Source organism: Paenibacillus macerans (genome assembly GCF_050565405.1).
Lineage (GTDB): Bacteria > Bacillota > Bacilli > Paenibacillales > Paenibacillaceae > Fontibacillus > Fontibacillus macerans_B.
Genome location: NZ_JBNYYG010000013.1, coordinates 41260 through 65946, shown reverse-complemented (window position 1 = coordinate 65946; position 24687 = coordinate 41260). Strand labels below are relative to the sequence as shown.

Genomic DNA, 24687 nt, shown 5'->3' with positions numbered 1-24687 from the left:
ATAGTAGAATGGAAGAAGATTCGTACAAGAAAAGTCAGATAAGAACATTCCAGGAGGAGCGGTAAATGCCTATCTTTTTCGACGAAACGAAAGGCCTTTTTCATCTGCAATCCGGCAATACAAGCTACTTGATTCAATTGGTTCGCGGTTATCCGGCGCATGCCTATTTCGGCGCCAAGCTGCGGCGCGGCAGCAATCTGGAAGGCCTACTGACCTTGCAGGAACGCGCCTCGTTCAGTCCGAATCCGATTCCGGACGACAAAGCGATTTCGCTCGATTCTTTGCCGCAGGAATACCCGCAATACGGAACGAGCGACTTCCGCAATCCGGCCTATCAGGTGCGGCTCTCGAACGGAACCCGGGCGACCGAGCTGACGTACCGGTCTCACCGGATTCTCCCGGGGAAACCGGCGCTCGAAGGGCTGCCGGCCGTTTACGCGGAAAGCGAAAGCGAAGCGGAAACATTGGAGCTGGAATTGTTTGATAGCGTTTCCGGGCTGACGGTCGTGCTCAGCTATACGGCGTTTGCCGATTTCGACGCCATCGCCAGATCGGCCCGGTTCAGCAATAACAGCGGCGAACCGATCCAGTTGGAGCGGGCGCTCAGCGCCTCGGTCGATTTTCCGGATGCAGCTTACGACGCCCTGTACTTGTCGGGAGCTTGGGCCCGCGAACGCCATGTGCAGCGGCGGCGGCTGGCTCCGGGCGCAACCGGCATCGGCAGCCGGCGGGGATCGAGCTCGCACATGCAGAATCCGTTTCTGGCGCTGCTGCGTCCGGACGCGACGGAGCGGCAGGGTGAAGTATACGGCTTCAGCCTGGTCTACAGCGGGAACTTTACCGCCGAAGCGGAAGTCGAGCAGTTCGGGACGACCCGCGTGTCGATCGGGATCAATCCGTTCGAATTTACCTGGAAGTTGGAGCCGGGGGAAAGCTTCCAAACGCCGGAGGCGGTGATGGTTTACTCCTCCGAAGGGCTCGGAGGCATGTCGCGCACTTATCACCGGCTGTACCGGACGCGGCTATGCCGCGGGCAGTTTCGCGATCAGGAGCGCCCGATTCTCGTCAACAACTGGGAAGCGACGTATTTCGATTTCAATGCGGACAAAATCGAAGCGATCGCCAAGGAGGGCAGCAAGCTGGGTATCGAGCTGTTCGTTCTCGATGACGGCTGGTTCGGCCGCCGGGACCGCGATAACAGCTCGCTGGGCGACTGGTTCGAAGACCGCCGCAAGCTACCGGAGGGGCTAGCGGATTTGGCCCGCCGCGTACGGGAAACCGGCTTGCAGTTCGGACTTTGGTTCGAGCCGGAAATGGTGTCCCCGGACAGCGACTTGTACCGGGCCCATCCGGACTGGTGCTTGCATGTCCCGGGACGGCGGCGCACCGAAGCCCGCGATCAGCTGGTCCTGGACATGTCGCGCAGCGACGTGCGCCAGTACCTGTATGAGCGCCTGAGCGGCATTTTCTCCACGGTGCCGATCACGTACGTGAAATGGGACATGAACCGGAACATGACGGAAGTCGGTTCGGCGGCCCTCCCGGCGGAACGGCAGGGGGAGATCGTCCACCGTTATATGCTGGGTTTGTATGAGCTGATGGAGCGCCTGACCGGCGAGTTTCCGCACATCTTGTTCGAAAGCTGCTCCGGCGGTGGCGGACGGTTCGACCCGGGCATGCTGTACTACATGCCGCAAACCTGGACGAGCGACGATACGGATGCGGTGGAGCGCTTGAAAATCCAATACGGCACGAGCATCGTGTATCCGGTATCGACGATGGGCGCGCATGTGTCCGCTGTACCGAACCACCAAGTGGAGCGGACGACTCCGCTCACGTTCCGCGGCGATGTGGCGATGTCCGGAAACTTTGGCTATGAGCTGGATCTGACCCGATTCACGGAGGAAGAGAAGGAGACGGCCCAAGGGCAAATCGGGCTGTACAAAGAGATTCGCGGACTTGTGCAGCAAGGGGATTTATACCGTCTGCAAAGCCCGTTCGAAGGCAACGAAACATCGTGGATGTTCGTTAGCCCGGACAAAAGCGAAGCGCTGCTCTGCTATTTCCGCGTACTGGCCGAGCCGAACGGCCCGCTGCGCAGCGTGAAGCTGGAGGGGCTGGATCCGGCCCAAGACTACGAGGTGGTCGGCACCGGCCAAGTACTCGGCGGCGACCGTTTGATGTCCGCCGGGTTGTCCGTGGCTTCGGTGCGCGGCGATTTCAGCAGCATGACGCTGCGCTTGAAGGCCATATCGTAAGCTGTACGGCTCGAGTTCCAAAGCAGAAACCCCCGCTTCAGCAAATCGCTGATGCGGGGGTTTCTCAAGTCCTTGGAAGAAAAACGCGGGGCACTCCGCCTGTGCCGCCACAAAGAAGGCCCCCGGGCACATCGGCGGTTTATTGCGGCTGCTCGTCGCGGCATCCAGGGTACATTCCCGTGGAGATTGCGATGCGGTTCCAGCAGTTGATCACATTAATTGCAAAAATGAGGTCCATCATTTCTTTCTCGCTGAAATGGGTACGAACCCGATCGTATATCTCCTGCGGCACGCCGCGATCGGCGATACGCGTCACGGACTCGGTCAACTCCAGCACGGCTCGTTCCCGGTCGGTATAGCAGGGGGACTCCCTCCATACGCTAACTAAAGCGATACGTTGTTCGCTTTCGCCCAGTTGGCGCAATTCGGAAGTGTGCATATCCAGGCAAAAGGCGCAGCCGTTGATTTGCGAGGCCCGGATTTTGATCAGCTCGTACAAGATACGGTCCAGGCCGCTGTTCTGCACCTGGCGTTCCATTTGGCTCATGGCCCGGTAGATGTCCGGGTTGGCCTTGTAATGATCCATTCTGGTTCTCATGAGAAGAATCCCTCCACTAGGTAATTTGGTTTTACGCAAGTAAGACAAGTGAAGGGGGGATTTTGTGACGCGGAACGGCAAAAAAGTTGATTATTGGGGCGGTGCTTTTTCGATTTTGTCCGGATTGGCGATAAAATAGATGCGCCGAATGCGGCCTTGCGAATCCCCTTCAAACAGGATGATGCGTAGCGCAATGCCATCCCGGTAATGAACCAGCCCGATTTCCCCGTTGATTCGGATCGGCACCAGTTCACCCAGCAGCGAGCCCTTGGCGGCAATGCCTTGCCAAAAGGCGACGATTCGTACCTTGGATACGATCGGATTGATGGCCGCTTTGACTTTGCCGCCTCCATCGGAGAGCATCACGGCGTCTTCGCGGAGCAGTTCCAGCAAGGGACTGAATTCCCCGGTTCGCGATGCCTTGATGAACACGCTGACCCACTTGGCCACGACCGCTTCGCTTGGTTGCTGGCTAGGCATTTCCGTGTTCACCTTTTTTCGCGCGCGGCTCAGCAGCTTGCGACAAGCTACCTCGCTTTTTCCTATGATCTCGGCAATGTCCGCATATTCAAGAGCAAAGGATTCTCTAAGGACAAATACGGCCCGTTCATCAGGGGTTAAGCGTTCCAGCATGACCATAAAAGCGTAGGAAACCTGTTCCTCCTTCAAGAGCGTATCCAGTTGAGTTTCCGGAGACGGTTCGAAAACAGGCTCCGGAAGCCAAGAACCCGTGTATAGCTCCCGGGAATGGCGCGGCGACTTCAGCGCATTCAGGCTGCGGTTCGCGACGGCGCGCATGAAGTACGATTTCGGATACCGGATTTCATCCTCCTTGGCGTTTTGCTGCAAGTCGACGAATATTTCCTGCACGATATCCTCCGCATCGGACCATGAACCGGTCAATCGGTAGGAGAGCGCGGTGAGCAAATTTCGATGCTCCTGGTAATATTGCTCCAGCAGGGATGGGGGCATAGCGGCACGTCCTCCTTACGAATGCAAATGATAGTTCTATCATATAGTAAAAACGTCAAAAACCCAGCCCCAGAATCAAGAAAGGGCCGGGTTTTTGATAGACAACGCTAAAACTTGAAGATATGTATCGTCTTTTGCAGCTGGAACACCGCATTTTTCATCGCTTCGGCATCGTCGGCCATCGCCCGGATCGAGGTGATTTGCTCGTTCATGGATGCCGAAACCTGCTCGGTGCCGGCCGCGGACTGTTCGGTAATCGCCGAAATGTTCTGGATGGACGAGGAGATGTTCTGCGCGCTCTCCAGCATCGCTTCGCTTTCTTTCGAGAATGCGGCGATCTCATCGGAAATGTACTGAACGCTTTGGACGATATCCTGGAAGATGTGCTCGGCTTCCCGAATCATCCCGCTTTGAAGGCGGACGACCTCTTCGTTAATTTTGATGTTTTGCCCGGCCTGCTTCACGTTTTGTTCGATGCTGCGCACCAGATTGAATACTTCTTTGGTGGATAAGGTCGACTCCTCGGCGAGCTTGCGAACCTCGTGGGCGACCACCGCAAATCCGGCGCCATGCTCGCCGGCCCGCGCCGCTTCGATCGAGGCATTCAGCGAGAGCAGGTTGGTTTGTTCGGCAATTTCCGAGATGGTGGCGGTGATTTTGGTAATCCCCTGCGCGTTTTTGGCCAGAGCTTCGATGGAATCGGCCACTTTTTCCGTCGCTTCGATATTTTTTCGCATGCCGTCGGCCTGCCGCGATACGGATTCACGCCCACGCTGCACCAACTGCAGCGTTTCGGCGGAACGATGGTTCATTTCACGGGTCGATTCGGTGTAATTGCTTACTTTGAGCTCGATCTCACCGATGGCATCCTTCATGCCGCTGACGTCCTCGGAAATCGCGTTTGCCCCCAGCGCCAGCTCGCCCGACGAATGGGTGACCTGGGTCATGACCTCGATCAATTCCTGGTTCCGGTCGGAGATGCTCCGGCTGGAATCCATAACTTTGCGGGTAATGTCCGACGTCTCCTGCAAAATTTTCCGCAGCTTGTCCACCATGCTGTTAAAGGAGCGGCTGAGATCGTCCATGCCGCCCGATTCGATGATCCGGCTGGTGAAATCCCCTTTGGCGATTTTGGCGGAGGCGCTGGAGATATCGGCAAAAGAGTCGGTAAGCGCCTTGCGAAGATAACGCGAAAGCGGGAAAGTAAGCGCTGCCAAAACTGCGGTTAATAGGACGCCGATGAGTATATGTCCCAGAAGTACGAATACCAGCAGTACGGGAATGGCGAACAGCGCAGCCACGAGATAACAAGCGGCGGTAATTTTTCCGGATAAGGGAAGCTTGTTGAACCATGACATAGGAATCATGCCCTCCTTCATAAAATAGGTGATTTATACCATTGATTATATCACCCCGCCCGCAGCGGGTATAGGACGAATTATTCCGAGAAATGCTTAAAGTTGAAATTTATGCGATCGGCCCGAAATGAGGAGTTAATTCATTAAATATACAGAAAAATGTTGACTTTGTGCAGAGAAGATATACCGGTTGACAAATAAGCGGAATCGTTGTTTCATATACTATGAAATATTTCGTATACGAAATATTAAAAGATATAATAAAAATTTTAAGGATGAGGGCCGTTTGGATCAAAAGCAAAGGATGCACGATGTCGTGGAATCATTCCGTGAGGTAAAGAGAGCTTTCTATCGGTTATTATCCAAACAAGCCGAAGGGTTTGGCATTACCGGCATCCAGTTTATGGCGCTTAAAACGATCGAGGCTAATCCGCAGACCGGCGTGACCGAGCTCGCGGACTTGCTGCGCATGGGAAACAGCACGGTGAGCGGCATCGTCGACAGGCTGGTCAAAGCCGGGTTGGTGGAGCGAAAGCGCTTGGACACGGACCGGAGGAACGTGATTCTGAAAATCACGGACCAAGGGCGAGAGATCTATCGCCTAATCGATATCCGGTATACGAAGGTGATCTCGATTGTCCTCGAGGCGGAGGAGGATATCGATCATCTGCTGCTGACTCATCGAAAAATCATCGCATCTTTAGAGAAAGTGAGAGAGGAAACCTATGAATAATGAAGCCACTGTACCGGCAGCGAATTTAAAAAGATGGCCGATCGTCATGGCGCTTCTGATCGGAGCGTTCGTGGCGATCCTGAACCAAACCCTGATGAATGTCGCCTTGCCGCAAATGATGGATGACCTGGGCGTGGGAGCCACGACGATCCAGTGGTTAACGACCGGATTTATGCTGGTGAACGGGGTGCTGATTCCGATCAGCGCCTATTTGATGGAACGGTTTACGACGAGAATGCTGTTTATTTTGGCAATGATCCTGTTTTCTGCGGGAACGCTCGTATGCGGCATCGGCACCAGCTTCGGACTGGTGCTGATCGGCCGGTTGGTGCAAGCCGCCGGGGCGGGCGTACTTATGCCGCTGATGACCGTCGTGTTTCTGACGATCTTCCCGATCGAGAAACGCGGCCAGGCCATGGGGATGATGGGGATCGCGATGATCTTCGCTCCCGCGGTCGGGCCAACGCTCTCCGGCTGGGTGATTGAGCATCATCCATGGAACGTGCTGTTCTGGATCATTTTGCCGTTTGCGGTATTGTCTATTTTTCTGGGCATTATTTTTATGAAAAACGTCACACAGGTCGCTAAGCCGAAGCTGGACATGGCGTCGATCATCTTATCGACGCTGGGTTTCGGCGGCGTGCTATATGGTTTCAGCGAAGCCGGGAGCACCAGCTGGGGCGAAACGGAAGTGATCGTTAGCCTGGTCGTGGGCGTCGTGTCGCTGGCATTGTTCCTGTGGCGCCAATTCAAAGCGGAGAAACCGCTGCTCGAGTTCCGCGTGTTCAAATACGACATATTTTCGCTGACGACGATCATCAATGTGGTGGTCACGATGGCCATGTATGCGGCTATGATCCTGCTGCCGATATATCTGCAAAAAATCCGCGGCTTCTCGCCCCTCGAATCCGGTCTGCTGTTGATGCCGGGAGCGATCCTGATGGGGATCATGTCGCCGATCACCGGGATGATCTTCGACAAAATCGGGGCCCGCTGGCTGGCGGTCGTCGGGTTGGCCATTACCGCAGTCACGACCTGGGAGTTCAGCAATCTTACCGATAACACCACATATACGCATCTGATCCTGATGTATACGGCCCGGATGTTCGGAATGTCGATGTTGATGATGCCGATCCAGACGGCCGGCCTTAACCAGTTGCCGGCCCGACTGAATGCGCACGGCACGGCGATGTCCAATACGCTGCGGACGATATCCGGGGCGCTGGGTACCGCGCTGCTGGTGACAATCATGTCGTCGCGGACCAAAGAACGGGCTGCGGAGCTGATCGTGTCGGCCGGAATCAATCCGCAGGACCCGGCCAACGCGCAGCAGGTGGCCGAGATCACCAAGCAAGCGACGATCAACGGCATCGATTTCGCCTTCGTCGTGGCTACGGGCATTACGCTGGTCGCCTTTGTCCTGGCGTTCTTTATCCGTAAAGTCCAGATCAACAAAGACGGGCATAATCAAAATCAACAGGAAAACGGCATGAAGCCCGCCAAGGCATAGATGGAAGGCCTCATGTTCAGAGACAGACCGGCGCCGATATCGGCGCCGGTTTTTTTCGTCTGGCCTTCTATTTGCGTTCTGCGATAAGTTCATCGCAGTGATCAAGCTTTCGGATGGCGTTCGTCCACGGGCGACCGATCCGGACTCGGCGGCCCGGCTTTGGAAGTTCAGCGAGGAATGGATTGGCATCCGGTTTGATACCGAATAAGGAAACAAAAAGGCTGGCCCAAAGGTAAGTATTTGGGACAGCCATTGTTTTGATCGTAAATCGAGGTGTTACCCCAGCACGACTTCGACTTGATGCACGCCGCCGTCGCCGACAGGGGCTATGACGTTGCCTTGGATCGGCCGGCCGTCGACCGTGATGCCGGCGACGCCTTTTTCCACGTGGTTCGGATTGCTGATCCGGATCACGTACGTATCGCCGCGGAATACGCGGGTGATCTCATAACCGTCCCATGCCGACGGAATGCAAGGGTCTACCTTCAGGCCGCCGAAGTCAGCCTGAATGCCGAGGATCGCCTGCGTAATCGCCACGTAGTTCCAGGCGGCCGTCCCGGTCAGCCAGGAGTTTTTCGCTTCGCCGTGGCGCACCGCGTCTTTGCCGGCGATCATTTGCGAGTACACGTAAGGCTCCATCCGGTGGATCTCGCTGATATCCTCGAGGTAAGCCGGCGCGATTTTACTGTAAACTTCAAACGCCCGGTCTCCATGTCCCAGCACGGTTTCGCCGATCATGATCCACGGGTTGTTGTGGCAGAAGATGCCGGCGTTTTCTTTGTAGCCCGGCGGATAAGTCGAAATTTCGCCGAGGTTCAAATAGTATTTCGAATACGGCGGCTGTTGCAAGACGATGCCGTATTTCGTATCCAGACGCTCCGCGACGGAAGTCATCGCCTTCTCGGCCAGGCCTTCTTCGATGCCGATGCCGGCCATCACGCAGATGCCTTGCGGCTCGATGAAGATTTGGCCTTCCGCATTTTCCTTGCTGCCGATTTTCTCGCCGTAATGATCGTAAGCGCGAAGGAACCAGTCGCCGTCAAAGCCGTGCTCCAGCGTGGTTTTCCGCATTTGTTCCGTCAGGGAGAGCGCTTCGGAAGCTTCCGCTTCAAGCCCGCGCATGCGGCAAATTTCGGCGAAATCCGGGCCGACGAAAACGAACAGGCCCGCGATAAACACGGATTCGGCTACGCGTCCTTCAATGTTCGCGGTCGTTTGGAACGATTCGCCAGGCTCCTTCGAGAAGCAATTCAGATTGAGGCAATCGTTCCAGTCCGCCCGGCCGATCAGCGGTAAGCCATGCGGACCGAGGTTGTGCACCACATGATAGAAGGAACGCTTCAAGTGCTCGAACAAGGTTGCCGTGTTGTCCGGATTGCTGTCGAACGGCACTTGCTCGTCGAGGATGCCGACGTCGCCGGTTTCCTTGATGTACGCGGCCGTTCCGAGCACGAGCCACAGCGGGTCGTCGTTAAAGCCGCTGCCGACCTCGTTGTTGCCTTTTTTGGTGAGCGGCTGGTATTGATGGTAGGCGCTCCCGTCCTCGAATTGCGTGGCGGCGATATCGAGAATCCGCTCTCTGGCCCGTTCCGGAATTTGATGCACGAAGCCGAGCAAATCCTGGTTGGAGTCGCGGAAGCCCATGCCGCGGCCGATGCCGGATTCGAAATAGGAAGCCGAGCGCGACATATTGAACGTGACCATGCATTGATATGGATTCCATATGTTGACCATCCGGTTCAGCTTATCGTCGCCGCTCGCAATTTGATATTTGGACAGCAGGCCGTCCCAATAAGCGGCCAGGTCGGCCAAAGCCCGATCCACGTCGGCGTCGGTCGCGAATTTCTCGATCATTTCGAGAGCCGGCTGCTTGTTGATGATGCCCGGGGATTCCCATTTGTCTTCTTCCGGAACCTCGACATAGCCGAGAACGAAGACCAGGCTTTGCTCTTCGCCCGGCGCCAGCTTCATCGTTACTTCGTGGGAGCCGATCGGCGACCAGCCGCTGGCCACGGAGTTCGAAGCTTTGCCGTCCACGACCACTTGCGGCTCATGCAGGCCGTTGTACAGCCCGACGAACGATTCGCGGTCGGTATCAAACCCGTCGATGTCGCGGTTAACCGAATAGAAGGCGTAATGATTGCGGCGCTCGCGGTACTCCGTTTTGTGGTAGATGACCGAATCGAGAATTTCCACTTCCCCGGTGCTCAGGTTGCGCTGAAAGTTCGTCATGTCGTCTTGCGCGTTCCAAAGGCAGAATTCGGCAAACGAGAACAGGGAGACCTTTTTCGTCTCGGAGCTCGTGTTTTTCACCGTCAAGCGATGCACTTCGCCGTTATAGCCAAGCGGAATGAACGCCAATTGCGTCACCGAAATGCCGCCGCGTTCCCCGGTAATCGAAGTATAGCCGAGACCGTGCCGGCATTCGTAGAAATCGAGCTCGCGTTTGACCGGCATCCAGCCCGGCGTCCAGAAATCGTTGTTATCATGGTCGCGGAGATAGTAGTAGCGTCCGCCGGTATCCAGCGGGATGTTGTTGTAACGGTAACGGGTCAGGCGGCGCAAGCGCGCATCCCGATAGAAGGTATAGCCGCCGGCCGTATTAGAGATCAGTCCGAAAAATTGTTCGTTTCCAAGGTAATTAATCCACGGATAAGGGGTTTGCGGCGTATGGATGACATACTCTTTGCGCCCATCGTCAAAAGCTCCGAATTTCATGAATCGTAACTCTCCCTTCATTTGTGAACGCGCGTTTATTTTATTGCAAAAAGATTTCCCCTCCAAGGCGGGGCAGAAGAGGGGGGATAGCTTTGGCCTACTTTACGAACGGCTTGCAGGAATCCCTGATGACCAGCCGAGTAGGGAAGCTGACCGTGCTGAACGAAGGCCGCTCCGTTTCGCACAGTTCGATCACCTTCAGCACGGCGGCTTTGGCCATTTCGTCAACCGGGAGCCGGACGCTCGTCAGCTTGGGCGTAATCCGGGAAGCCAGCTCGACATCGTCGAAGCCGATGACGGACAGCTGGTCCGGCACGTTGATCCCATGATCCGCAAACGCTTCCATAGCGGCAATGGCCATATCGTCGTTCGAGCAGAACAGCGCCGTCGGCAGCGTTCCACGCCGGATCAAGGACGAGGCTTCCCGATACGCGCTTTCCTTCAGGAATTCGCCTTCAAGGATGAAGGACTTCCGTAGCGGCAAACCGTGCTTTTGCAGCGTGTGCTCATAGGCCAAGTAGCGTTCGCGGCCCGAATAAGTATTCATGCTGCCCTTGAGAATGCCGATTTCGCGGTGACCTAGCCCGATCAGGTATTCGATCGCCTCGGCCGTGCCTTCGTAGTCCATCGAGTTGATGACAGCAAGGTTGTTTTTGTTCAACCGCTCCGCCATGATTTCGGAAATGTCGTAATCGATCAGCACCAGCGGCGCTTCCTGTCCGAGCATTTCCCGAACCAGCTCGATGTCCTTTTGCGTGCCGACCAGAATGCCGCCGTCGATCCGTTTCTGCAGAAAAGCCTGCTTGACCTTCTGGAAATCGCCCGGCGAATACACCGTATGGATCAGCACATAGAAGCCGCGGGCATTCGCGGTATCGACCACCATATCGACGATCGGGGCAAAATAGCTGTTCTGGTAGATCCGGCTGGCATCTTCCTTCTCGGTCATGCTGATGGCAAACAGGCCGATCGTATCCGTCCGTTTGCCGGCCAGCGCCCGGGCAAAACTGTTCGGCTCATAGTGATGCTGTTCGATCACCCGGAGCACTTTGGCCCGCGTTGCTTCGGGTACGTTCGGATAGTTGTTGATCACCCGTGATACGGTGCTGCGGGACACCCCGGCAAGTTTGGCTATGTCTTCGCTGCGCATAAAGGTTGTCCCCACTTTCGTAAACGCGCGTTTATACGGCTATTTTAAAACATCCCGCCTAAATAATCAATGGCGAAAAATAACGCAAAAAAGACGGCTATTCAGCCGTCCTGGGGGTGCTTTCCAGATATTGCTCGATCATTTGAATCGCTTTGTCCTTGTTTTTCGTGTCGCCCCGAAGCCCGATAATCATTTCCTGCTTGGCCAGAGGGAGCTGGTTTACCAGTTCGCTGTCCGTCACGTCGATCCCGTATACGTGCTCGGCGGTATCCTCGTCGGTTTTGGTTTTCACGGCGTCATCTCCATGCAACACCGGTTTTAATTCTCCGGCCGCTTCCTCGTCGAGATTCAGGAATGCGCTGCCGCGCGCCAGCCATTCAAAGGAGCCTTTATCGGTAATATAAATATCCGGACTTGAGGTGGCCACGACGGCCATCGCCTTTTGCTGATAAGCCATATCCGCGCTGCCCATGCCCGCTTCACCTTGCGGGGGCAGAAAAACCAGCTCGATTTCCACGCGTTTGAAGCCCGGGATCTGCGCCGCCATGGCCTGTTCCAGCGCGTCGATTCCGCCGTTCTCCTCGTCGGTGATAAAGTTGCCGATCATCAGGACCGACAGGTCGACGGGAGGCAAAGCAGCCAGGCGACGTTGCTCCTCGCGGTGGTCCAGATAAGCGTTCGTGCCGAAAATGATAACTACCAAAGCGATAAGTCCGATAATCACGTAATTTTTGTATAACCGGAAGAAATCATCGACTTTCTCGGCGGTACCGGCAAATTTTCCCCATTTGCCGTAGCGTTTGCGGCTTAATTCCGCGATTTTTTGCTGTTCCTCGGCTTGAATGATCAGCTTATAGGCCTTGACTTGCCTGTCGTATTCTTCGCTGCTTCCGTCTTGCGTACGGGAACGGGATTTGCGCAGCAAAATGTCGAATGCCTTTTCTACCTCCTCGCGGGAAGCGTTTTCGGGCAGGCCCAGCAGCTCGTAGGCCTGTTTCAGATTGTCCTTGTTCATCGGTCGTTCTCCTTAGTTTCATCGGGTTTTATATGTAGAAATATTATATGGAAAGTGACGCTTACATTTATTATACTTTGTATTTGTAACGAAGGGAAATGAGTGCGGGGAATCATAGGAAAAGCCGGGAAAACCTAGCGTTTCCCGGCCTTCATGGGTTCTAACAAGCTTAACCTCAGCGAACGCGGCGCATGGAGATGACCATGTCGCTCCAATACCCGGTGTCGAGCGGGCTGATTTGCACGCCGGGATCGCCCCAGGTATGAATGAATTTGCCGTCGCCGATATATATTCCGACATGGCCGGCGATATTGTCGCTTTTGAAACGCCCGGGCACGGTGAAGAAGATCAGGTCGCCCACCTGCAGACTGTCGCGCGTAACGGGGATGCCCTCCTCGGCTTGATCGCGGGCCAGGCGGGGGAGGTCCTGGCCGAATCTCTTGAACACGTGGCGGGTAAACGAAGAACAGTCGAACGTCTTGGATTGTTCGTAAGGCGCGGCACCGAATTCATAAGGGACGCCCAAATATTGCTTGGCGTAGGACACCATTTCATCGCGGTTTTCGGCCACGCCAAGGATTCCGTAGCGGCTGACGCTGTTCCCATGAGGTTCTGAAGCGCCGCCGGCCGGTTTGATCCGGTCAAACTCCAAGGCGCCCGTGCGCGCGTCGATCCGGCTTCCCGTTTGCAGCAGGGCGGAAAGGGCGTCCATGGTTACGTACAGCCGGCCGTTTTCACGAACCGGAGCCTGAGGCAGGGTGATGGGCTGGCCGAAGGAAATGGCTTGCCTTTGACTTGGTTGAACCTCGAACATCACGTCCGTGAAGCCGAGCCTGGCCGAGTTGTCGTTTTCCTGCAGCCGGAGGCCGAGGGTTTCGGCGACTTGCGATAACGGAACCCAGGAGGCGCTGCCTGCATCCGCAACCGCTTCCGTTTTTACCGGCGAACGGCTTGCGGGAGGGATGGAGTTGGTGCGGGGACCGGCTTGCTGGCCGCAAGAGACGGTCAAGATCAGCAAAACGGCCATGCCTGCAAGGGATAGGGTTGATTTTACAGAACTGCGCATTCGTCAGATGCACTCCAATCATTTGGTTTACGATCAATTGAAGTATGCAAAAAAATAGAGATAACTATTCGGGCAGGGGCTAAAGGAGTTTCGTCATCATGTGGACCAACTTAAGGAGTAAACCAAACGTTGTGCGCAAGCCTTCCCGGCAGCGCCGCAATCTCGCGATCGCTACTTGGGAAGGCGTTCCTTCCACGATATTTCAGACCTTGCTCGGGGGGCAGTTTCTGACCGGGTACTTGCTGTACCTCGGGGCCACGTCGGCCCAAATCGGTTTCGTGCTGGCGATCACGACCTTCGTCAATATCGCCCAGATCGCCGTGGCGTTCCTGATTCAGCGGTTGACCAGCCGTAAATGGGCCCTGGTTTTGTTTATCGGGGTGCACCGGATCCTGTGGACGTCGACGGGGCTCGTCCCGTTTTTGTTTCCCCATGCGTATTGGGTTCCCGCGTTTATTGGGCTATATATCGCCGCGTTTATCTTCAACACGGTCGGCGCGATGTTATGGAACTCGCTGATCAGCGATATCGTACCGGCTCGTGTGCGGGGCAGGTATTTCGGCATCCGCAACACGGTCCTTAATGCGTTGAATACGCTGGTCATGTTTTTAGGCGGGATGATGCTGGACTATTATCCCGAGTCGCAAGGATTTTTGTATTTGTATATTATTGTGTGGATCTTCGCCGCCGCCAATATAATCATTTTTTTGTTTTATCCGGACGTGACGTTCGTGCGCTCGGCGGAAAGCAAATTTTTGCCGATGCTGGGCAAGCCGCTGCGGGACGTGGGCTTCATGAAAGCGACGTTGTTCCTGGCCGGCTTTTTGTTTCTGCAAAATCTGGTGGTGCCGCTATATTCCTACATTATGTTGGAACTGCTGCACATCAATTACCAGACGATTTCGCTGCTTAACGTGACGCAAACCGTATTTATGATGGCCAGCTTCTATGTCTGGGGCAATCTGAATGCGCGTTACAGCAACCGCCGGCTGTTGTTCTGGACGTTGCCGATCATCGCGTTGGCCATCCTGTGCTGGGGCGGCCTGTCTTTCCTGCCGATGCTGCCTGTGCTGTTCCTCGCCCATATGGTATTCGGGGTGGGGGTCGGAGGCTTTAACCAGTTGGCTTTCAACTTTATGATCGGCGATACGCCGAAGTCGGAGCGGCCGATGTATATGGCGATGTATTCGGCCATCACCGGCGTGGCCTCTTTTTTCGGCCCTTTGCTGGGCGGCCAGGCGCTTGAGTGGATCGAAAGCTGGCCGTCGTGGGTTCAGGTATTCGGCATGCAGTTAGTCGTAGGGGCGGGCATGATTTTGTTGGCCGTCTTCTTGGGCCGGCGAATCTTGCGAGATGAGTGAATGGGAGCGGGGAAACTCCGCGCCTCCCGGGATACGTGCGGCCGTTTCGCCTTGTGACGCGCAGGGGTGACTTTTGGTGGCGCTTTAATGTATATTACAAATGGAGCAGCTAAGCATTGAAGGGAGAAGAGTTCAATGGCACAAAGAACGGCTTATGAAGGAACTTATCAAGGCGAAAAAGCAATATGGTTGAAATCCGGACGTTACGAAGCGGTGATGCTGCCGGAAATCGGCGGCAATCTGATCGCTTTCCGCGATGTCGAAAGCGGTTACCGCTTTTTGCGGGAACCCGGAGAGAGCGAGATGGACGTCTTCAAAGGCAATCCGGGCGTACACGGCATTCCCGTCCTGTTTCCGCCAAACCGCTATGAGGATGGCTTGTTTCCGTGGAAAGGCGAGGTCTACCGTTTTCCGGTCAACGAGGCCGCGACCCACAACCATCTGCATGGATTTTTGCATACTACGGCCTGGGAGGTCGAGGATTTCGGCCAGACTCCGCAGGAAAGTTATGTCGCGGTCAAGGTTGCGGTTGACGAAAACCATCCGGTCTATCAGTACCTGCCATTCAAATTCACGATTCGGCTAAAATATTCGCTGGGCGACAACGGGTTGTCGCAGCAGCTGTTCATCCGCAACGACGGGAATGCGGAAATGCCTTGCTTGCTGGCGTTCCATACGGCGGTGAATGCTCCGTTTGCGCCGGGAAGCGAAGCGAAGGACTACCGCGTGAAGCTGACGATCGGGCAACGCTGGCATTTGAGCGAGCGGATGCTTCCGACGGGGTCGTTCCAGGAGCTGACCGGCGAGGAGAAGAAACTGCAGGGAGAAGGCGTGTATCCTTTCTTTGCGTCGATGGACAACCATTACACGGCGGTTCCGCAAAACGGCAGAAACCGCATGGAACTGACCGATACGAAGCTTGGCGTCACGTTGGTCTACGACGTCGGCACTTCGTACAAGCAGTGGATGATTTGGAATAACGGGGGAACGGAGGGCTTCTTCTGCCCCGAGCCGCAGGTTAATCTGGTCAATGCACCCAAGGTTGATTTACCGGCCGAGGAAATCGGATTATTCAGCTTGAAGCCCGGCGAGATTTGGGAAGAAACCTCTCGTTTCTATATCAAGTAACTCATCCAGGCATGGAAAAGCAGCCGACCGCGTTCCTAGATGGCGCCGGTCAGGCTGCTTTTTCTTGTCTTTCCGGGAATGCCGGAAGGACGGTTTAATTGACCCCTGCAGTTACTTTGCCGCCCTGCAGCGACGGAACCAGACGCTTCATCTGCTCCAAATTACGTCTTGGAACGTGGATCGTCTTGATGCCGTGCCGTTCATCCCGGAACAATACGACATTGTCGCGAATCTCGGAGACTTTGGACAGGTTGACGTAGCAGTTGGTGCTGATGCGGTAAAACGAAGGGTCTGAGATCATTTTCGAGGTCTGTTCGGCGGATAATCTCTGTTTAATACTGTAATTCCGGCCATGGAAGCAAACCAGTCCGTGAGCTCCGATCTTGAAGAAGTACGTGTCATGCGGGTTGAGATCGTCATACACGTCCCTTGCTTCGAGTCCGACGTTCATCATTCCAAATCCCCCTTTAGAAGATGTTTCGGAAGCGCTTACAGTATATCATATTATAACGGCTTTGGGTAGGTGACTGGTCAAAATTTAAAATTTTGAGCTTTTGCGGGCGAAGACTGGACTTTTATGCCAATTTACGAAAAAATAAAGAAGATGTTTTAAGTTTGCGTACAAGAAGGAGGAATCCATGTTGTCAGAATCTCATTCGCGTCTGTTGTTATTTGTGGGATCTTATGCCGAGGCGGGCGATCCCGGAGTTTATTTATATGAAGTGAATCCATCCGGCGGCGAAATCCGGGCTTTGGATCAAGCGACCGGGTTGAAAAATCCAACCTTTCTCAGCGTGGATCAGGATAACCGCAAGCTGTACGCCATTGCCGAAACCAGCCTGGAGGGGGAAAGGATCGGGGAGGTCGTTGCATTTGATATCGACGTAACCGCCGGCACACTGCGAGAGCTTAACCGCAAAGTCTCGATCCGGCCTTCTTCATCGCATATTCAGCTGGATCGGAGCAATCGTTTTGCGGCCGTCGCCGGGTATCACGGCGGGAACGTCGGACTTGTTGAGGTTATGCCGGAGGGGCAGGTCGGCCAGCTTCTGGACGAGCGCCGGCACGAAGGGCAGGGGGCCGATCCGGTCCGGCAGGACCGGCCGCATCCGCACTCGGTGACCTTCAGCCCGGATAACCGTTTTGCGCTGGTCGCCGATTTGGGCCTGGATAAAATAACCGTATATGCGTTCGATCAAGCCGGCGGCGGCTTGGCGTATCAAAGCGAGGTCTCCACGCCGCCGGGAGCGGGGCCGCGCCACCTGGCCTTCCACCCGAACGGGCAATGGCTGTATTCTATCAATGAAGTCAATTCGTCGATCTCCGTTTTCCGATACGACTCGGAGACCGGTCATTTGGCTTTGGCCGATACCGTTCCGACCTTGCCGGAGGATTACGACGGCGAAAACACGACGGCGGAGATCGCCGTCTCCACGGACGGCCGGTATGTCTACGGCTCCAATCGCGGACATGACAGCATCGTTCAGTTCGCAGTCGATCCGGCGAGCGGCAAGCTTAAGCTGGTTGAACATGTCTCCAGCGAGGGCGGGCATCCGCGCCATTTCGCGCTTACTCCGGATGGTGGGCATTTGATCGTCGCTAACCGCGACGACAATTTGTTGGCCTGGTTTACGGTGAACCCGGACGACGGCAAGCTTGCGTTTACCGGCCGGATCGTGCACGTATCCAAACCGGTTTGCGTCAAGCCGGTATTACTGTAGATTGAAATAAAAAAGACTCTTCCAAGCGAACAAACGCTTCGGAGGAGTCTCTTTTTGTGCCGGCAGGTTATTCTTGGAACAGCCCCGATTCGCGAATTCCGCTCCAAAGCTGCATAAATTGCGGGATATCAAGCTGCTGGGCGGCGTCGGACAACGCCGTTTGCGGATCGGGATGCACCTCGACCATCACGCCGTCGGCACCGGCGGCCAAAGCGGCTTTGGCGCAAGGCAGCAGGATGTCTTTGCGGCCCGTCGAGTGACTGACGTCGACCAGCACCGGCAGATGCGTCTCCTGCTTCAGCAGCGGCACGGCCGAGATGTCCAGCGTGTTCCGCGTCCACTTTTCGTAGGTGCGGATGCCGCGTTCGATCAGCATGACGCGGGTGTTGCCGCTGACGGCGATATATTCGGCAGCATGCACGAATTCTTCCAGCGTCGCGGAAATGCCCCGCTTGAGCAGCACCGGGATCCGCGCTTCCCCGGCCGCCTTGAGCAACTCGAAGTTCTGCATGTTTCGGGCGCCGATCTGGATGACGTCGATATATTGCTCCGCCAATTCGATATGGCCGGGATGGACGATTTCGCTGATCGTCGCAAGCCCGAATTCGTCCGCGACCTCCTTGAGCATTTTCAGGCCATCGAGCCCGAGTCCCTGAAAGTCGTACGGAGAAGTCCGGGGTTTGAACGCCCCGCCGCGCATCACTTTGACGCCGGCTTCCTTCAAGGCTGCGGCGACGGTGCGAAGCTGTTCATACGATTCTACGGAACACGGTCCGGCCACCATCACTTGAGAGCTACCGCCGATCACCGTTCCCTTCACCTTGATTAGGGTATCCTCCGGCTGATTCTTGCGGCTGACGATCAGCTGTTTGGCATGGTCCTCCTCCTGCAGATTCAGCGAAGCTTTAAAAATCTCCTTGAAAATATGTTTGACCGCAGCGTCCTTGAACGGGCCGGGGTTGCGGCGCGTCAATTCCTCCAACATCGTTCTTTCGCGTACAGGGTCGAATTTGGGCACGCCCTGCTTCTCCTTAATCTCGCCGATGCCGCGGACCACGACCGCGCGCTCGTTCAGCAAACGCAGCAACTCCTCGTTGATGCCGTCCAATTTCCGGCGCAGTAACTCGAGTTGATCAGTCATGCGATTCTCTCCTTCTCCATTTGATCGTGATTTCCTCGCGATAAACAAAAAAAGCCGCCTCTCGAGGGACGGGGTAACCGCGGTACCACCCTCGTTAGACGACTTTGTCGTTTCTCAGCTTCGGGCACGGATAACGGTGTGCGGCCGGATCCTCCTAATGGGCCGAACCTGCCGGCTGTTCAGAGGCCAACTCGGGAGCGAACTTCGGCGGGGCGTACCTTCGGGGTGCTCTCAGTCCATGGCACCGCCGTCCCTGGGAGGACGCGCTTCGCTTACTTTTCTCCGTCATCGTCGTTTAATTATACGAAATTATATGCCGGTCCGGCACAAATGGCAATAGTTCGGATGAACGCTAGGAAACATTGCAGCTTTCCCTTAATAAAGTATAGCCGTGAGGCTAATTTCCTGGTTTTACGCGAAATTAACCCTTTGATCGGCCGATTTCATTTGCATTGTGACATGGCCTCGCTTAAGATTAACGCAGAGGTTTTTTTTCATTCTCCAGTTAAAACACGAAGGAGCAGGTTGGGATAATGACGTTTTTCAAGGAACTTTTTCAAATGGCGGGATTCCGCAGGGTTCTGGCTTTGCTGTTTGTCGTTTTGGTATTGTATTTTGCCCGAAGCATGCTGAACATGCTGCTGATCACGTTTATTTTGACTTATCTCATTAATCGTTTGCACAATTTCATCAGCCGCAACGTGGCCAAAGTAGTGCGCATCAACAGGACCATAACGATACTGTTCATTTATATGGTGATGATTACGCTCCTCGTGACCGCGATTTATTACTATATGCCCGTTCTGCTAACCGAGCTGACCGACCTGGTGAATCAGGTGATCTCCTTTTACTCCAATCCTCCGGTATTGCCGGATAATCCGGTATTGAATTATGTGGTCGAATACTTGAAGGACATCGATTTATCGAATTATATCGAAAACGGGTTTGCCTTTGCGCTCAGCACGATCACGGACATCGGCGAGTGGAGCCTGAACTTGTTTATCGCGATCGTGCTCAGTTTGTTTTTCCTGCTCGAAAAAGAGAAGGTAACCAATTTCACGGTGACGTTCAGAGAAAGCCGGGTTGGGGGACTTTTCAAAGAGCTGGAGTATTTCGGCCGGAAATTCGTCCAATCCTTCGGAAAAGTGATCGAGGTACAATTTCTGATCGCCCTCGTCAACTCCTTGTTGTCTACGGTTTTCTTATGGATTTTCGGGTTCCCGAACCTAATTGCGCTGGCGATCATGATCTTTCTGCTCGGCTTGATCCCGGTCATGGGGGTTATCATATCGCTGATTCCGCTGTGCGCGATTGCCTTTAAAATCGGCGGCTTGGTGAAAATCGTCTATGTATTGGTGATGATCGCCGTAGTCCATGCGGTGGAAACCTATTTCCTCAATCCGAAATTCATGTCGAATAAAACGCATCTTCCGATTTTCTTCACCTTCCTGATCTTGCTCGTTTCCGAGCATTTCCTCGGCGTTTGGGGCTTGATCGTCGGGGTGCCGATCTTTATATTCCTGTTGGATATCATCGAGGTTCCCGTGGGCAAACACCCGTTGCGCGCGGCAAACCAAGTCCCGGAACCCGCAAGCAAAGAATAAACGGGCCGGGAACGATCATAAAACCGCTGGGCGAACATCCGTCCAGCGGTTTTTTTACGGGTCATGCACCCTCAGAGCCGGCGTTTTCGTTAGTGGGGCAAGTGGCTCCAGTTGACCTGGTTGTTCTGATAATCCACCGTCGGCTGACCCGGCTGCCGGTCCTTCCAGGACCGGTTGATGACCTTCTTCAGCTTATCGGGAAGCTTGGCTTTGATCTTGGCCGCTTTGTCCTGATCGATTCTGCCTTCCGCCAGCGCTTTATCGATATTGCGGTTGGCCGATTCGGTCAGCTTCTTCAAATACTCCTCTTCGCTCCAGCCTTTCTGCGCTTGCACGATCTGAAGCAGCGTCTTGCCTTGCTTCAGCTGCTCCAGCAGCGTCTTCGGTTCGACGCCAAGCAGCTCGGCGGTATCCTTGACGATATGGGCGCCGCGGAAATGACCGTGGGGATGGCGTTGCTTCGTTTCCGTTTGCGACGGACTCGGGGATTCCTGCTGCGTTTTACCCGCGGGAGCACCCGTCTCCGCGTGCACGGTGCCCGCGGTGGCGGCAGAACTTGCGGCCAGCAGGATCGCAAGGGTCAATTTGCCGGCAAAAGGTTTTAGTTTCAACTCCAACATAGACTTTTTTCACCTCTTCGTTTAGAATAATTTGGTCCTTGCCTTCATCAGTCTTGACCAAAAAAGCACAGGATATCTGAAATTAAGCTTAATATTTCTTAAAATTTGGCTTAAAATAAATGGAATGCGTTGCCGACGTAGGGGGAATGTTTGTGACATTTGGCGCAAGAATGCTTAAAACGGGACTGGCGGTGACTCTGGCTTTGTATGCCGGTGTTTTGCTAGGGTTGTCGTCGCCCGTCATCGCAGCCGTTGCAGCAATCTTTGCCATGCAGCCGACGATCTATCGCTCTTGGCGATATTTGATCGATCAGTTGCAAACCAATACGCTGGGGGCTATTTTGGCTATGCTGGGCGGCATGGTATTTTCGAATGAACCGATCGCCGTCGGCTTGGTGTGCATTCTGGTCATAATGATTTGCCTGCAGCTAAAAATGGGAGATACGATCGGCATTACGCTGGTGACCGTGGTTTCGGTCATGGAGGCTTCGGGGCAATGGGATTTTGCCCTCAACCGTTTTTTGCTCAGCCTGATCGGCATTTTTTCCGCGTTTATCATCAATATCGTCGTATTTCCTCCTAAACCGAAGGTTCAATACGAACAGCAGGTCCGGCAGACGTTCGACCAGTTGTCGCTTTTGCTGCGCACGGCCATCTCCGATGAAATGAAGGAAACGGTTTTCCGCAGCGAGAAACGGGCGCTGGAGGATACGATCGGCTCGCTGGCGGAGAAGTACAAGTTGATGGAGGAAGACAAGAAGAAGCTGAAGGCGCCGAAATTCAGCGACCATCGAGGGCTGGTCATATATAAGCAAATGCTGCGGACGCTGCGCAAAGGCTTCGAGGTGCTGGACGCGGTCGAGCAGCACTATTTCCAAGCGATCCGTTCGCCGGAGCTGAACAAGGAATTTGACGAGCATCTGGAGAAGCTGACGAAATTCCATGAGCACATCATGTTAAAGTTCGATGACAAGCTGAAGCCGAACTATTGCGAGGCGATGCAATTCGAACAGGAGAACGACGCGTTTTTGCGGCGGATGCTGGATAGGTATGCTGCGGAACGCACGGGAGTTCTGCGATTATCCATCGTCTCGGCGGAAATGTATGAATACGGCCACCAATTGGAAAGGTTGAACAGGCTGGCGGATCATTCGACGACGCCGCCCGGGGAATAGAAAGAAAAAAGTCCTGCCGGAGCGGCAGGACTTTCATGTCGAAAAAACAAATACATAGATTGAAAATCAAGAGCAAACTTGCTACAATAAAAAACGGACTGCAAACGAATAATACAAAGACATAAATATTCTAATCGAATTTTATCATACTATTATTCGTTTGTCAATAGATCGAATGTTGGTGCTAAGCAGCCATTCAAGGGAGCGATTCAATTGGACAATACAGATCAGGCTTGGCAGAAAGAACAGAGCCGCGTAGAATATGTTGCCGACCAAATCGATGCCAGAATCCGCAGACTCGAGCAGGAGGTTGGAGCAGTTCGGGGAGATGTCGTCTCGATGCGGAAGGATTTCTGGGACGAGGTGACGGTGAACTTCAGTGAGGCCGATGATGTCGGCGAGACGTCCACCAGCCTGCGGCAGCAGTCCCAGGTGCTCTCGGAACGGGAAAAAAGCCATCAACACGCTTCGGCCGCCCTGGGGAAAATGAAGCGTTTGAAGCAATCGCCTTATTTCGGCCGGATCGATTTTGCCGAAGACGGGGAGGCGGGGGAAGCCATCTATCTCGGAATCGCGTCGCTGCTGCAGGAAGGCGACGAAACGTTCCTGGTTTACGATTGGCGGGCACCGATCTCCAACCTTTATTATGATAGCGTTCCGGGTCCGTCTTCCTATGAAACTCCTTCCGGCACGATCTCGGGCATGATGTCGCTGAAGCGCCAGTTCGTGATCCATGGGCGCAACATCAAGCTCATGTTCGATACCGGCGTGACGATCGGGGACGAGTTGCTCCAGCAGGTGCTGAGCCGCAGCTCCGACGCCCAGATGAAGAGCATCGTAGCTACGATCCAGCGGGAACAAAACAAGATCATCCGCAACGATCGCAGCCGGATGCTGATCGTGCAAGGCGCGGCGGGAAGCGGCAAAACGTCAGCCGCCCTGCAGCGCGTCGCCTATTTATTATACAAGCACCGCGAGGTGCTGCAGGCCGACCAAATGATCCTGTTCTCGCCGAACCCGATGTTTAACAGCTACGTGTCGACGGTGCTGCCGGAGCTCGGCGAAGAAAACATGCAGCAAACTACCTTCCAGGAATACCTGGAGCATCGGCTGGGGCGGGAATTCCAGCTTGAGGATCCGTTCGTGCAGATCGAATACGTGCTTTCCGCCAAGGAAGACGAAGCTTACGAAGCCCGGATCGACGGAATTCGTTACAAATCATCGGTGCAATTCCTGGAGGCCATTACCCGCTATAAACGGCTGCTGGAACAAAAAGCGATGAAATTCAAACCGCTGCGCTTTCAAGGCCGCGAGGTAGTCGGCGCCGAAGAGATCGCCAAGCAATTTTACGCCTTTGACCCCGCGATCAAGCTGGCCAACCGCTGCGAGCTGCTGAAGGAATGGCTATTGAAGGAGCTTGCCGCTTTCGGGAAGTCGGAATTGGCTTCGCCATGGGTGGAGGAACAAATCCAATTGCTCGATACCGAGGATTATCAGCGGGCTTATCAGCGCATGCGGCGCAAACAGCAAGGGAAAAGCCCTTCGTTCAGCGACTATGAGGACGAAAAATCGATTTTGGCCAAAATGGTGGTCAGCGATCGCCTTAAACCGCTGCGCAAATGGGTCAAGTCGCTGCGCTTCGTCGATGTCACGAGACTGTATTCGCAATTGTTCAGCGACTCCGCGATGATTGGCGAGGTGAATCCGGGGCCGCTGCCGGACCATTGGGAGGACATTTGCGGACAGACGTTGGAGAAGATCGCCGCTGGCGAGCTGTTCTACGAGGATATTACGCCTTTTCTATATTTAAAAGAGCTGGTGCTCGGATTTCGGGCCAACACCTCGATTCGCCACGTCATCATCGACGAAGCTCAGGATTATTCGCCGTTTCAGCTCTTTTTCCTGAAGCGCTTGTTCCCGCGGGCCAAAATGACGGCGCTCGGCGATTTGAACCAGGCGATCTATGCCCATGCCTCGGTTTTGCAGCAGTCTTCGGTGCTTAGCGACCTGTACGGCGCGGAGGAAAGCGAGCTGATCATTCTGGAGCAAAGCTACCGTTCTACCCGGCAAATCGTCGAATTCACCCGGGAAATGATCCCCGGAGGCGAAGCAATCGTTCCGTTTAACCGGGAAGGTGAGAAGCCGGTGGTGCAGCTGGTCTCGGATCGGGCCGAGCTCCATGCTTCTTTGGAAGAGACGATCGGGAAGCTGCGCGGGGAAGGGTTCGAATCGATTGCGCTTATTTGCAAAACGGCGGAAGAGAGCCTGGCGGCCTATCATGATCTAAGCGCCAAGCTGACGGTAAAGCTGATCAAGAAAACGACCTTGTCCTTTGAAAAAGGCGTGCATATTATCCCGGCCTATTTAGCGAAAGGGGTGGAATTCGATGCGGTGCTCATTTATGACGGCTCCGATCGCAAATATACCCGGGAGGCCGAGCGGAAGCTGTTTTATACGGCTTGCACGAGGGCTATGCATTTGCTGCGGATTTATTCCTTGGGAGAGCCGAGCCGGTTCGTTCGCGAGACCAGCCCGGCGAGGTTTGCGCTGCACCCCTAA

Annotated in this window: 19 protein-coding genes; 9 read left to right on the top strand and 10 right to left on the bottom strand. The window is 54.7% G+C overall.

Annotation, left to right across the window (positions count from 1 at the left end):
* Window positions 1-65 precede the first annotated feature (65 nt).
* Window positions 66-2258, top strand: a complete 2193-nt coding sequence (locus ACQ4N8_RS10850) for an alpha-galactosidase (protein WP_430704370.1) — start codon at window positions 66-68, stop codon at window positions 2256-2258.
* Window positions 2259-2397: 139 nt separating this feature from the next.
* On the opposite strand, the gene ACQ4N8_RS10845 is transcribed toward ACQ4N8_RS10850, so the two are convergent.
* The 3 genes from ACQ4N8_RS10845 to ACQ4N8_RS10835 form a co-directional block, all read right to left on the bottom strand.
* Complete coding sequence (locus tag ACQ4N8_RS10845; RefSeq protein WP_430704369.1) at window positions 2398-2856, bottom strand: carboxymuconolactone decarboxylase family protein; 459 nt, start codon at window positions 2854-2856, stop codon at window positions 2398-2400.
* A 90-nt stretch (window positions 2857-2946) separates the two neighbouring features.
* Window positions 2947-3828, bottom strand: coding sequence for an RNA polymerase sigma factor SigJ (gene sigJ / locus ACQ4N8_RS10840; protein WP_430704368.1), 882 nt, complete (start codon window positions 3826-3828; stop codon window positions 2947-2949).
* A gap of 107 nt (window positions 3829-3935) precedes the next feature.
* A complete protein-coding gene (locus ACQ4N8_RS10835; protein ID WP_430704367.1) occupies window positions 3936-5186 on the bottom strand; it encodes a methyl-accepting chemotaxis protein in 1251 nt (416 codons plus the stop codon).
* Window positions 5187-5502: 316 nt separating this feature from the next.
* Between ACQ4N8_RS10835 and ACQ4N8_RS10830 the strand changes: the two genes are divergently transcribed.
* Window positions 5503-5919: a MarR family winged helix-turn-helix transcriptional regulator gene (locus tag ACQ4N8_RS10830; protein WP_430704366.1), complete on the top strand. Its 417-nt coding sequence runs from the start codon at window positions 5503-5505 to the stop codon at window positions 5917-5919.
* Window positions 5912-7429 (top strand): DHA2 family efflux MFS transporter permease subunit, encoded by a 1518-nt coding sequence (locus tag ACQ4N8_RS10825; protein WP_430704365.1) that lies wholly within the window; start codon window positions 5912-5914, stop codon window positions 7427-7429. The genes ACQ4N8_RS10830 and ACQ4N8_RS10825 overlap by 8 nt, the downstream gene beginning before the upstream one ends.
* A gap of 276 nt (window positions 7430-7705) precedes the next feature.
* Here the strand turns inward: ACQ4N8_RS10825 and ACQ4N8_RS10820 are convergent, their stop codons facing one another.
* The 4 genes from ACQ4N8_RS10820 to ACQ4N8_RS10805 all read right to left on the bottom strand — a co-directional run bounded on the left by ACQ4N8_RS10820 (window position 7706) and on the right by ACQ4N8_RS10805 (window position 13378).
* A complete protein-coding gene (locus tag ACQ4N8_RS10820; protein WP_430704364.1) occupies window positions 7706-10147 on the bottom strand; it encodes a GH36-type glycosyl hydrolase domain-containing protein in 2442 nt (813 codons plus the stop codon).
* Between the two features lie 97 nt (window positions 10148-10244).
* Window positions 10245-11297, bottom strand: a complete 1053-nt coding sequence (locus ACQ4N8_RS10815) for a LacI family DNA-binding transcriptional regulator (RefSeq protein WP_430704363.1) — start codon at window positions 11295-11297, stop codon at window positions 10245-10247.
* A 97-nt stretch (window positions 11298-11394) separates the two neighbouring features.
* Window positions 11395-12312, bottom strand: coding sequence for a molecular chaperone DnaJ (locus ACQ4N8_RS10810; RefSeq protein ID WP_430704362.1), 918 nt, complete (start codon window positions 12310-12312; stop codon window positions 11395-11397).
* Between the two features lie 175 nt (window positions 12313-12487).
* Window positions 12488-13378, bottom strand: coding sequence for an NlpC/P60 family protein (locus ACQ4N8_RS10805; protein WP_430704361.1), 891 nt, complete (start codon window positions 13376-13378; stop codon window positions 12488-12490).
* 98 nt (window positions 13379-13476) lie between these two features.
* Between ACQ4N8_RS10805 and ACQ4N8_RS10800 the strand changes: the two genes are divergently transcribed.
* Both ACQ4N8_RS10800 and ACQ4N8_RS10795 read left to right on the top strand, forming a co-directional pair.
* Entirely contained in the window at window positions 13477-14739 is a 1263-nt protein-coding gene (locus tag ACQ4N8_RS10800) for an MFS transporter (RefSeq protein ID WP_430704360.1), read from the top strand.
* A gap of 135 nt (window positions 14740-14874) precedes the next feature.
* Window positions 14875-15867 (top strand): aldose 1-epimerase, encoded by a 993-nt coding sequence (locus ACQ4N8_RS10795; RefSeq protein WP_430704359.1) that lies wholly within the window; start codon window positions 14875-14877, stop codon window positions 15865-15867.
* 94 nt (window positions 15868-15961) lie between these two features.
* Here ACQ4N8_RS10795 and ACQ4N8_RS10790 read toward each other — a convergent pair whose 3' ends face one another.
* Window positions 15962-16321 carry a LytTR family transcriptional regulator DNA-binding domain-containing protein gene (locus ACQ4N8_RS10790; RefSeq protein ID WP_430704358.1) on the bottom strand — a complete coding sequence of 120 codons (360 nt, stop codon included), beginning with the start codon at window positions 16319-16321 and terminating at the stop codon, window positions 15962-15964.
* Between the two features lie 184 nt (window positions 16322-16505).
* Between ACQ4N8_RS10790 and ACQ4N8_RS10785 the strand changes: the two genes are divergently transcribed.
* Window positions 16506-17588 (top strand): lactonase family protein, encoded by a 1083-nt coding sequence (locus ACQ4N8_RS10785; protein ID WP_430704357.1) that lies wholly within the window; start codon window positions 16506-16508, stop codon window positions 17586-17588.
* Between the two features lie 67 nt (window positions 17589-17655).
* On the opposite strand, the gene ACQ4N8_RS10780 is transcribed toward ACQ4N8_RS10785, so the two are convergent.
* Window positions 17656-18729, bottom strand: a complete 1074-nt coding sequence (locus ACQ4N8_RS10780; RefSeq protein WP_430704356.1) for a bifunctional 3-deoxy-7-phosphoheptulonate synthase/chorismate mutase — start codon at window positions 18727-18729, stop codon at window positions 17656-17658.
* Between the two features lie 533 nt (window positions 18730-19262).
* Between ACQ4N8_RS10780 and ACQ4N8_RS10775 the strand changes: the two genes are divergently transcribed.
* A complete protein-coding gene (locus ACQ4N8_RS10775) occupies window positions 19263-20333 on the top strand; it encodes an AI-2E family transporter (protein WP_430704355.1) in 1071 nt (356 codons plus the stop codon).
* Between the two features lie 89 nt (window positions 20334-20422).
* Here the strand turns inward: ACQ4N8_RS10775 and ACQ4N8_RS10770 are convergent, their stop codons facing one another.
* Entirely contained in the window at window positions 20423-20953 is a 531-nt protein-coding gene (locus ACQ4N8_RS10770) for a hypothetical protein (protein WP_430704354.1), read from the bottom strand.
* A 152-nt stretch (window positions 20954-21105) separates the two neighbouring features.
* Here ACQ4N8_RS10770 and ACQ4N8_RS10765 point away from each other — a divergent pair, with 152 nt between their 5' ends.
* Together ACQ4N8_RS10765 and helD are read left to right on the top strand one after the other, a co-directional pair.
* Window positions 21106-22128 (top strand): FUSC family protein, encoded by a 1023-nt coding sequence (locus tag ACQ4N8_RS10765; protein ID WP_430704352.1) that lies wholly within the window; start codon window positions 21106-21108, stop codon window positions 22126-22128.
* Between the two features lie 213 nt (window positions 22129-22341).
* The gene (gene helD / locus ACQ4N8_RS10760; protein WP_430704351.1) at window positions 22342-24687 is read left to right on the top strand and encodes an RNA polymerase recycling motor HelD; all 2346 of its coding nucleotides are present in this window, start codon (window positions 22342-22344) and stop codon (window positions 24685-24687) included.

Coding starts and splice junctions, on each gene's coding strand:
- ACQ4N8_RS10770 (WP_430704354.1), bottom strand. CDS start 20,953: ATGTTGGAGTTGAAACTAAAACCTTTTGCCGGCAAATTGACCCTTGCG.
- ACQ4N8_RS10815 (WP_430704363.1), bottom strand. CDS start 11,297: ATGCGCAGCGAAGACATAGCCAAACTTGCCGGGGTGTCCCGCAGCACC.
- ACQ4N8_RS10775 (WP_430704355.1), top strand. CDS start 19,263: ATGACGTTTTTCAAGGAACTTTTTCAAATGGCGGGATTCCGCAGGGTT.
- ACQ4N8_RS10825 (WP_430704365.1), top strand. CDS start 5,912: ATGAATAATGAAGCCACTGTACCGGCAGCGAATTTAAAAAGATGGCCG.
- ACQ4N8_RS10810 (WP_430704362.1), bottom strand. CDS start 12,312: ATGAACAAGGACAATCTGAAACAGGCCTACGAGCTGCTGGGCCTGCCC.
- ACQ4N8_RS10850 (WP_430704370.1), top strand. CDS start 66: ATGCCTATCTTTTTCGACGAAACGAAAGGCCTTTTTCATCTGCAATCC.
- ACQ4N8_RS10800 (WP_430704360.1), top strand. CDS start 13,477: ATGTGGACCAACTTAAGGAGTAAACCAAACGTTGTGCGCAAGCCTTCC.
- ACQ4N8_RS10845 (WP_430704369.1), bottom strand. CDS start 2,856: ATGAGAACCAGAATGGATCATTACAAGGCCAACCCGGACATCTACCGG.
- ACQ4N8_RS10820 (WP_430704364.1), bottom strand. CDS start 10,147: ATGAAATTCGGAGCTTTTGACGATGGGCGCAAAGAGTATGTCATCCAT.
- ACQ4N8_RS10795 (WP_430704359.1), top strand. CDS start 14,875: ATGGCACAAAGAACGGCTTATGAAGGAACTTATCAAGGCGAAAAAGCA.
- sigJ (WP_430704368.1), bottom strand. CDS start 3,828: ATGCCCCCATCCCTGCTGGAGCAATATTACCAGGAGCATCGAAATTTG.
- ACQ4N8_RS10785 (WP_430704357.1), top strand. CDS start 16,506: ATGTTGTCAGAATCTCATTCGCGTCTGTTGTTATTTGTGGGATCTTAT.
- ACQ4N8_RS10835 (WP_430704367.1), bottom strand. CDS start 5,186: ATGTCATGGTTCAACAAGCTTCCCTTATCCGGAAAAATTACCGCCGCT.
- ACQ4N8_RS10805 (WP_430704361.1), bottom strand. CDS start 13,378: ATGCGCAGTTCTGTAAAATCAACCCTATCCCTTGCAGGCATGGCCGTT.
- ACQ4N8_RS10780 (WP_430704356.1), bottom strand. CDS start 18,729: ATGACTGATCAACTCGAGTTACTGCGCCGGAAATTGGACGGCATCAAC.
- ACQ4N8_RS10790 (WP_430704358.1), bottom strand. CDS start 16,321: ATGATGAACGTCGGACTCGAAGCAAGGGACGTGTATGACGATCTCAAC.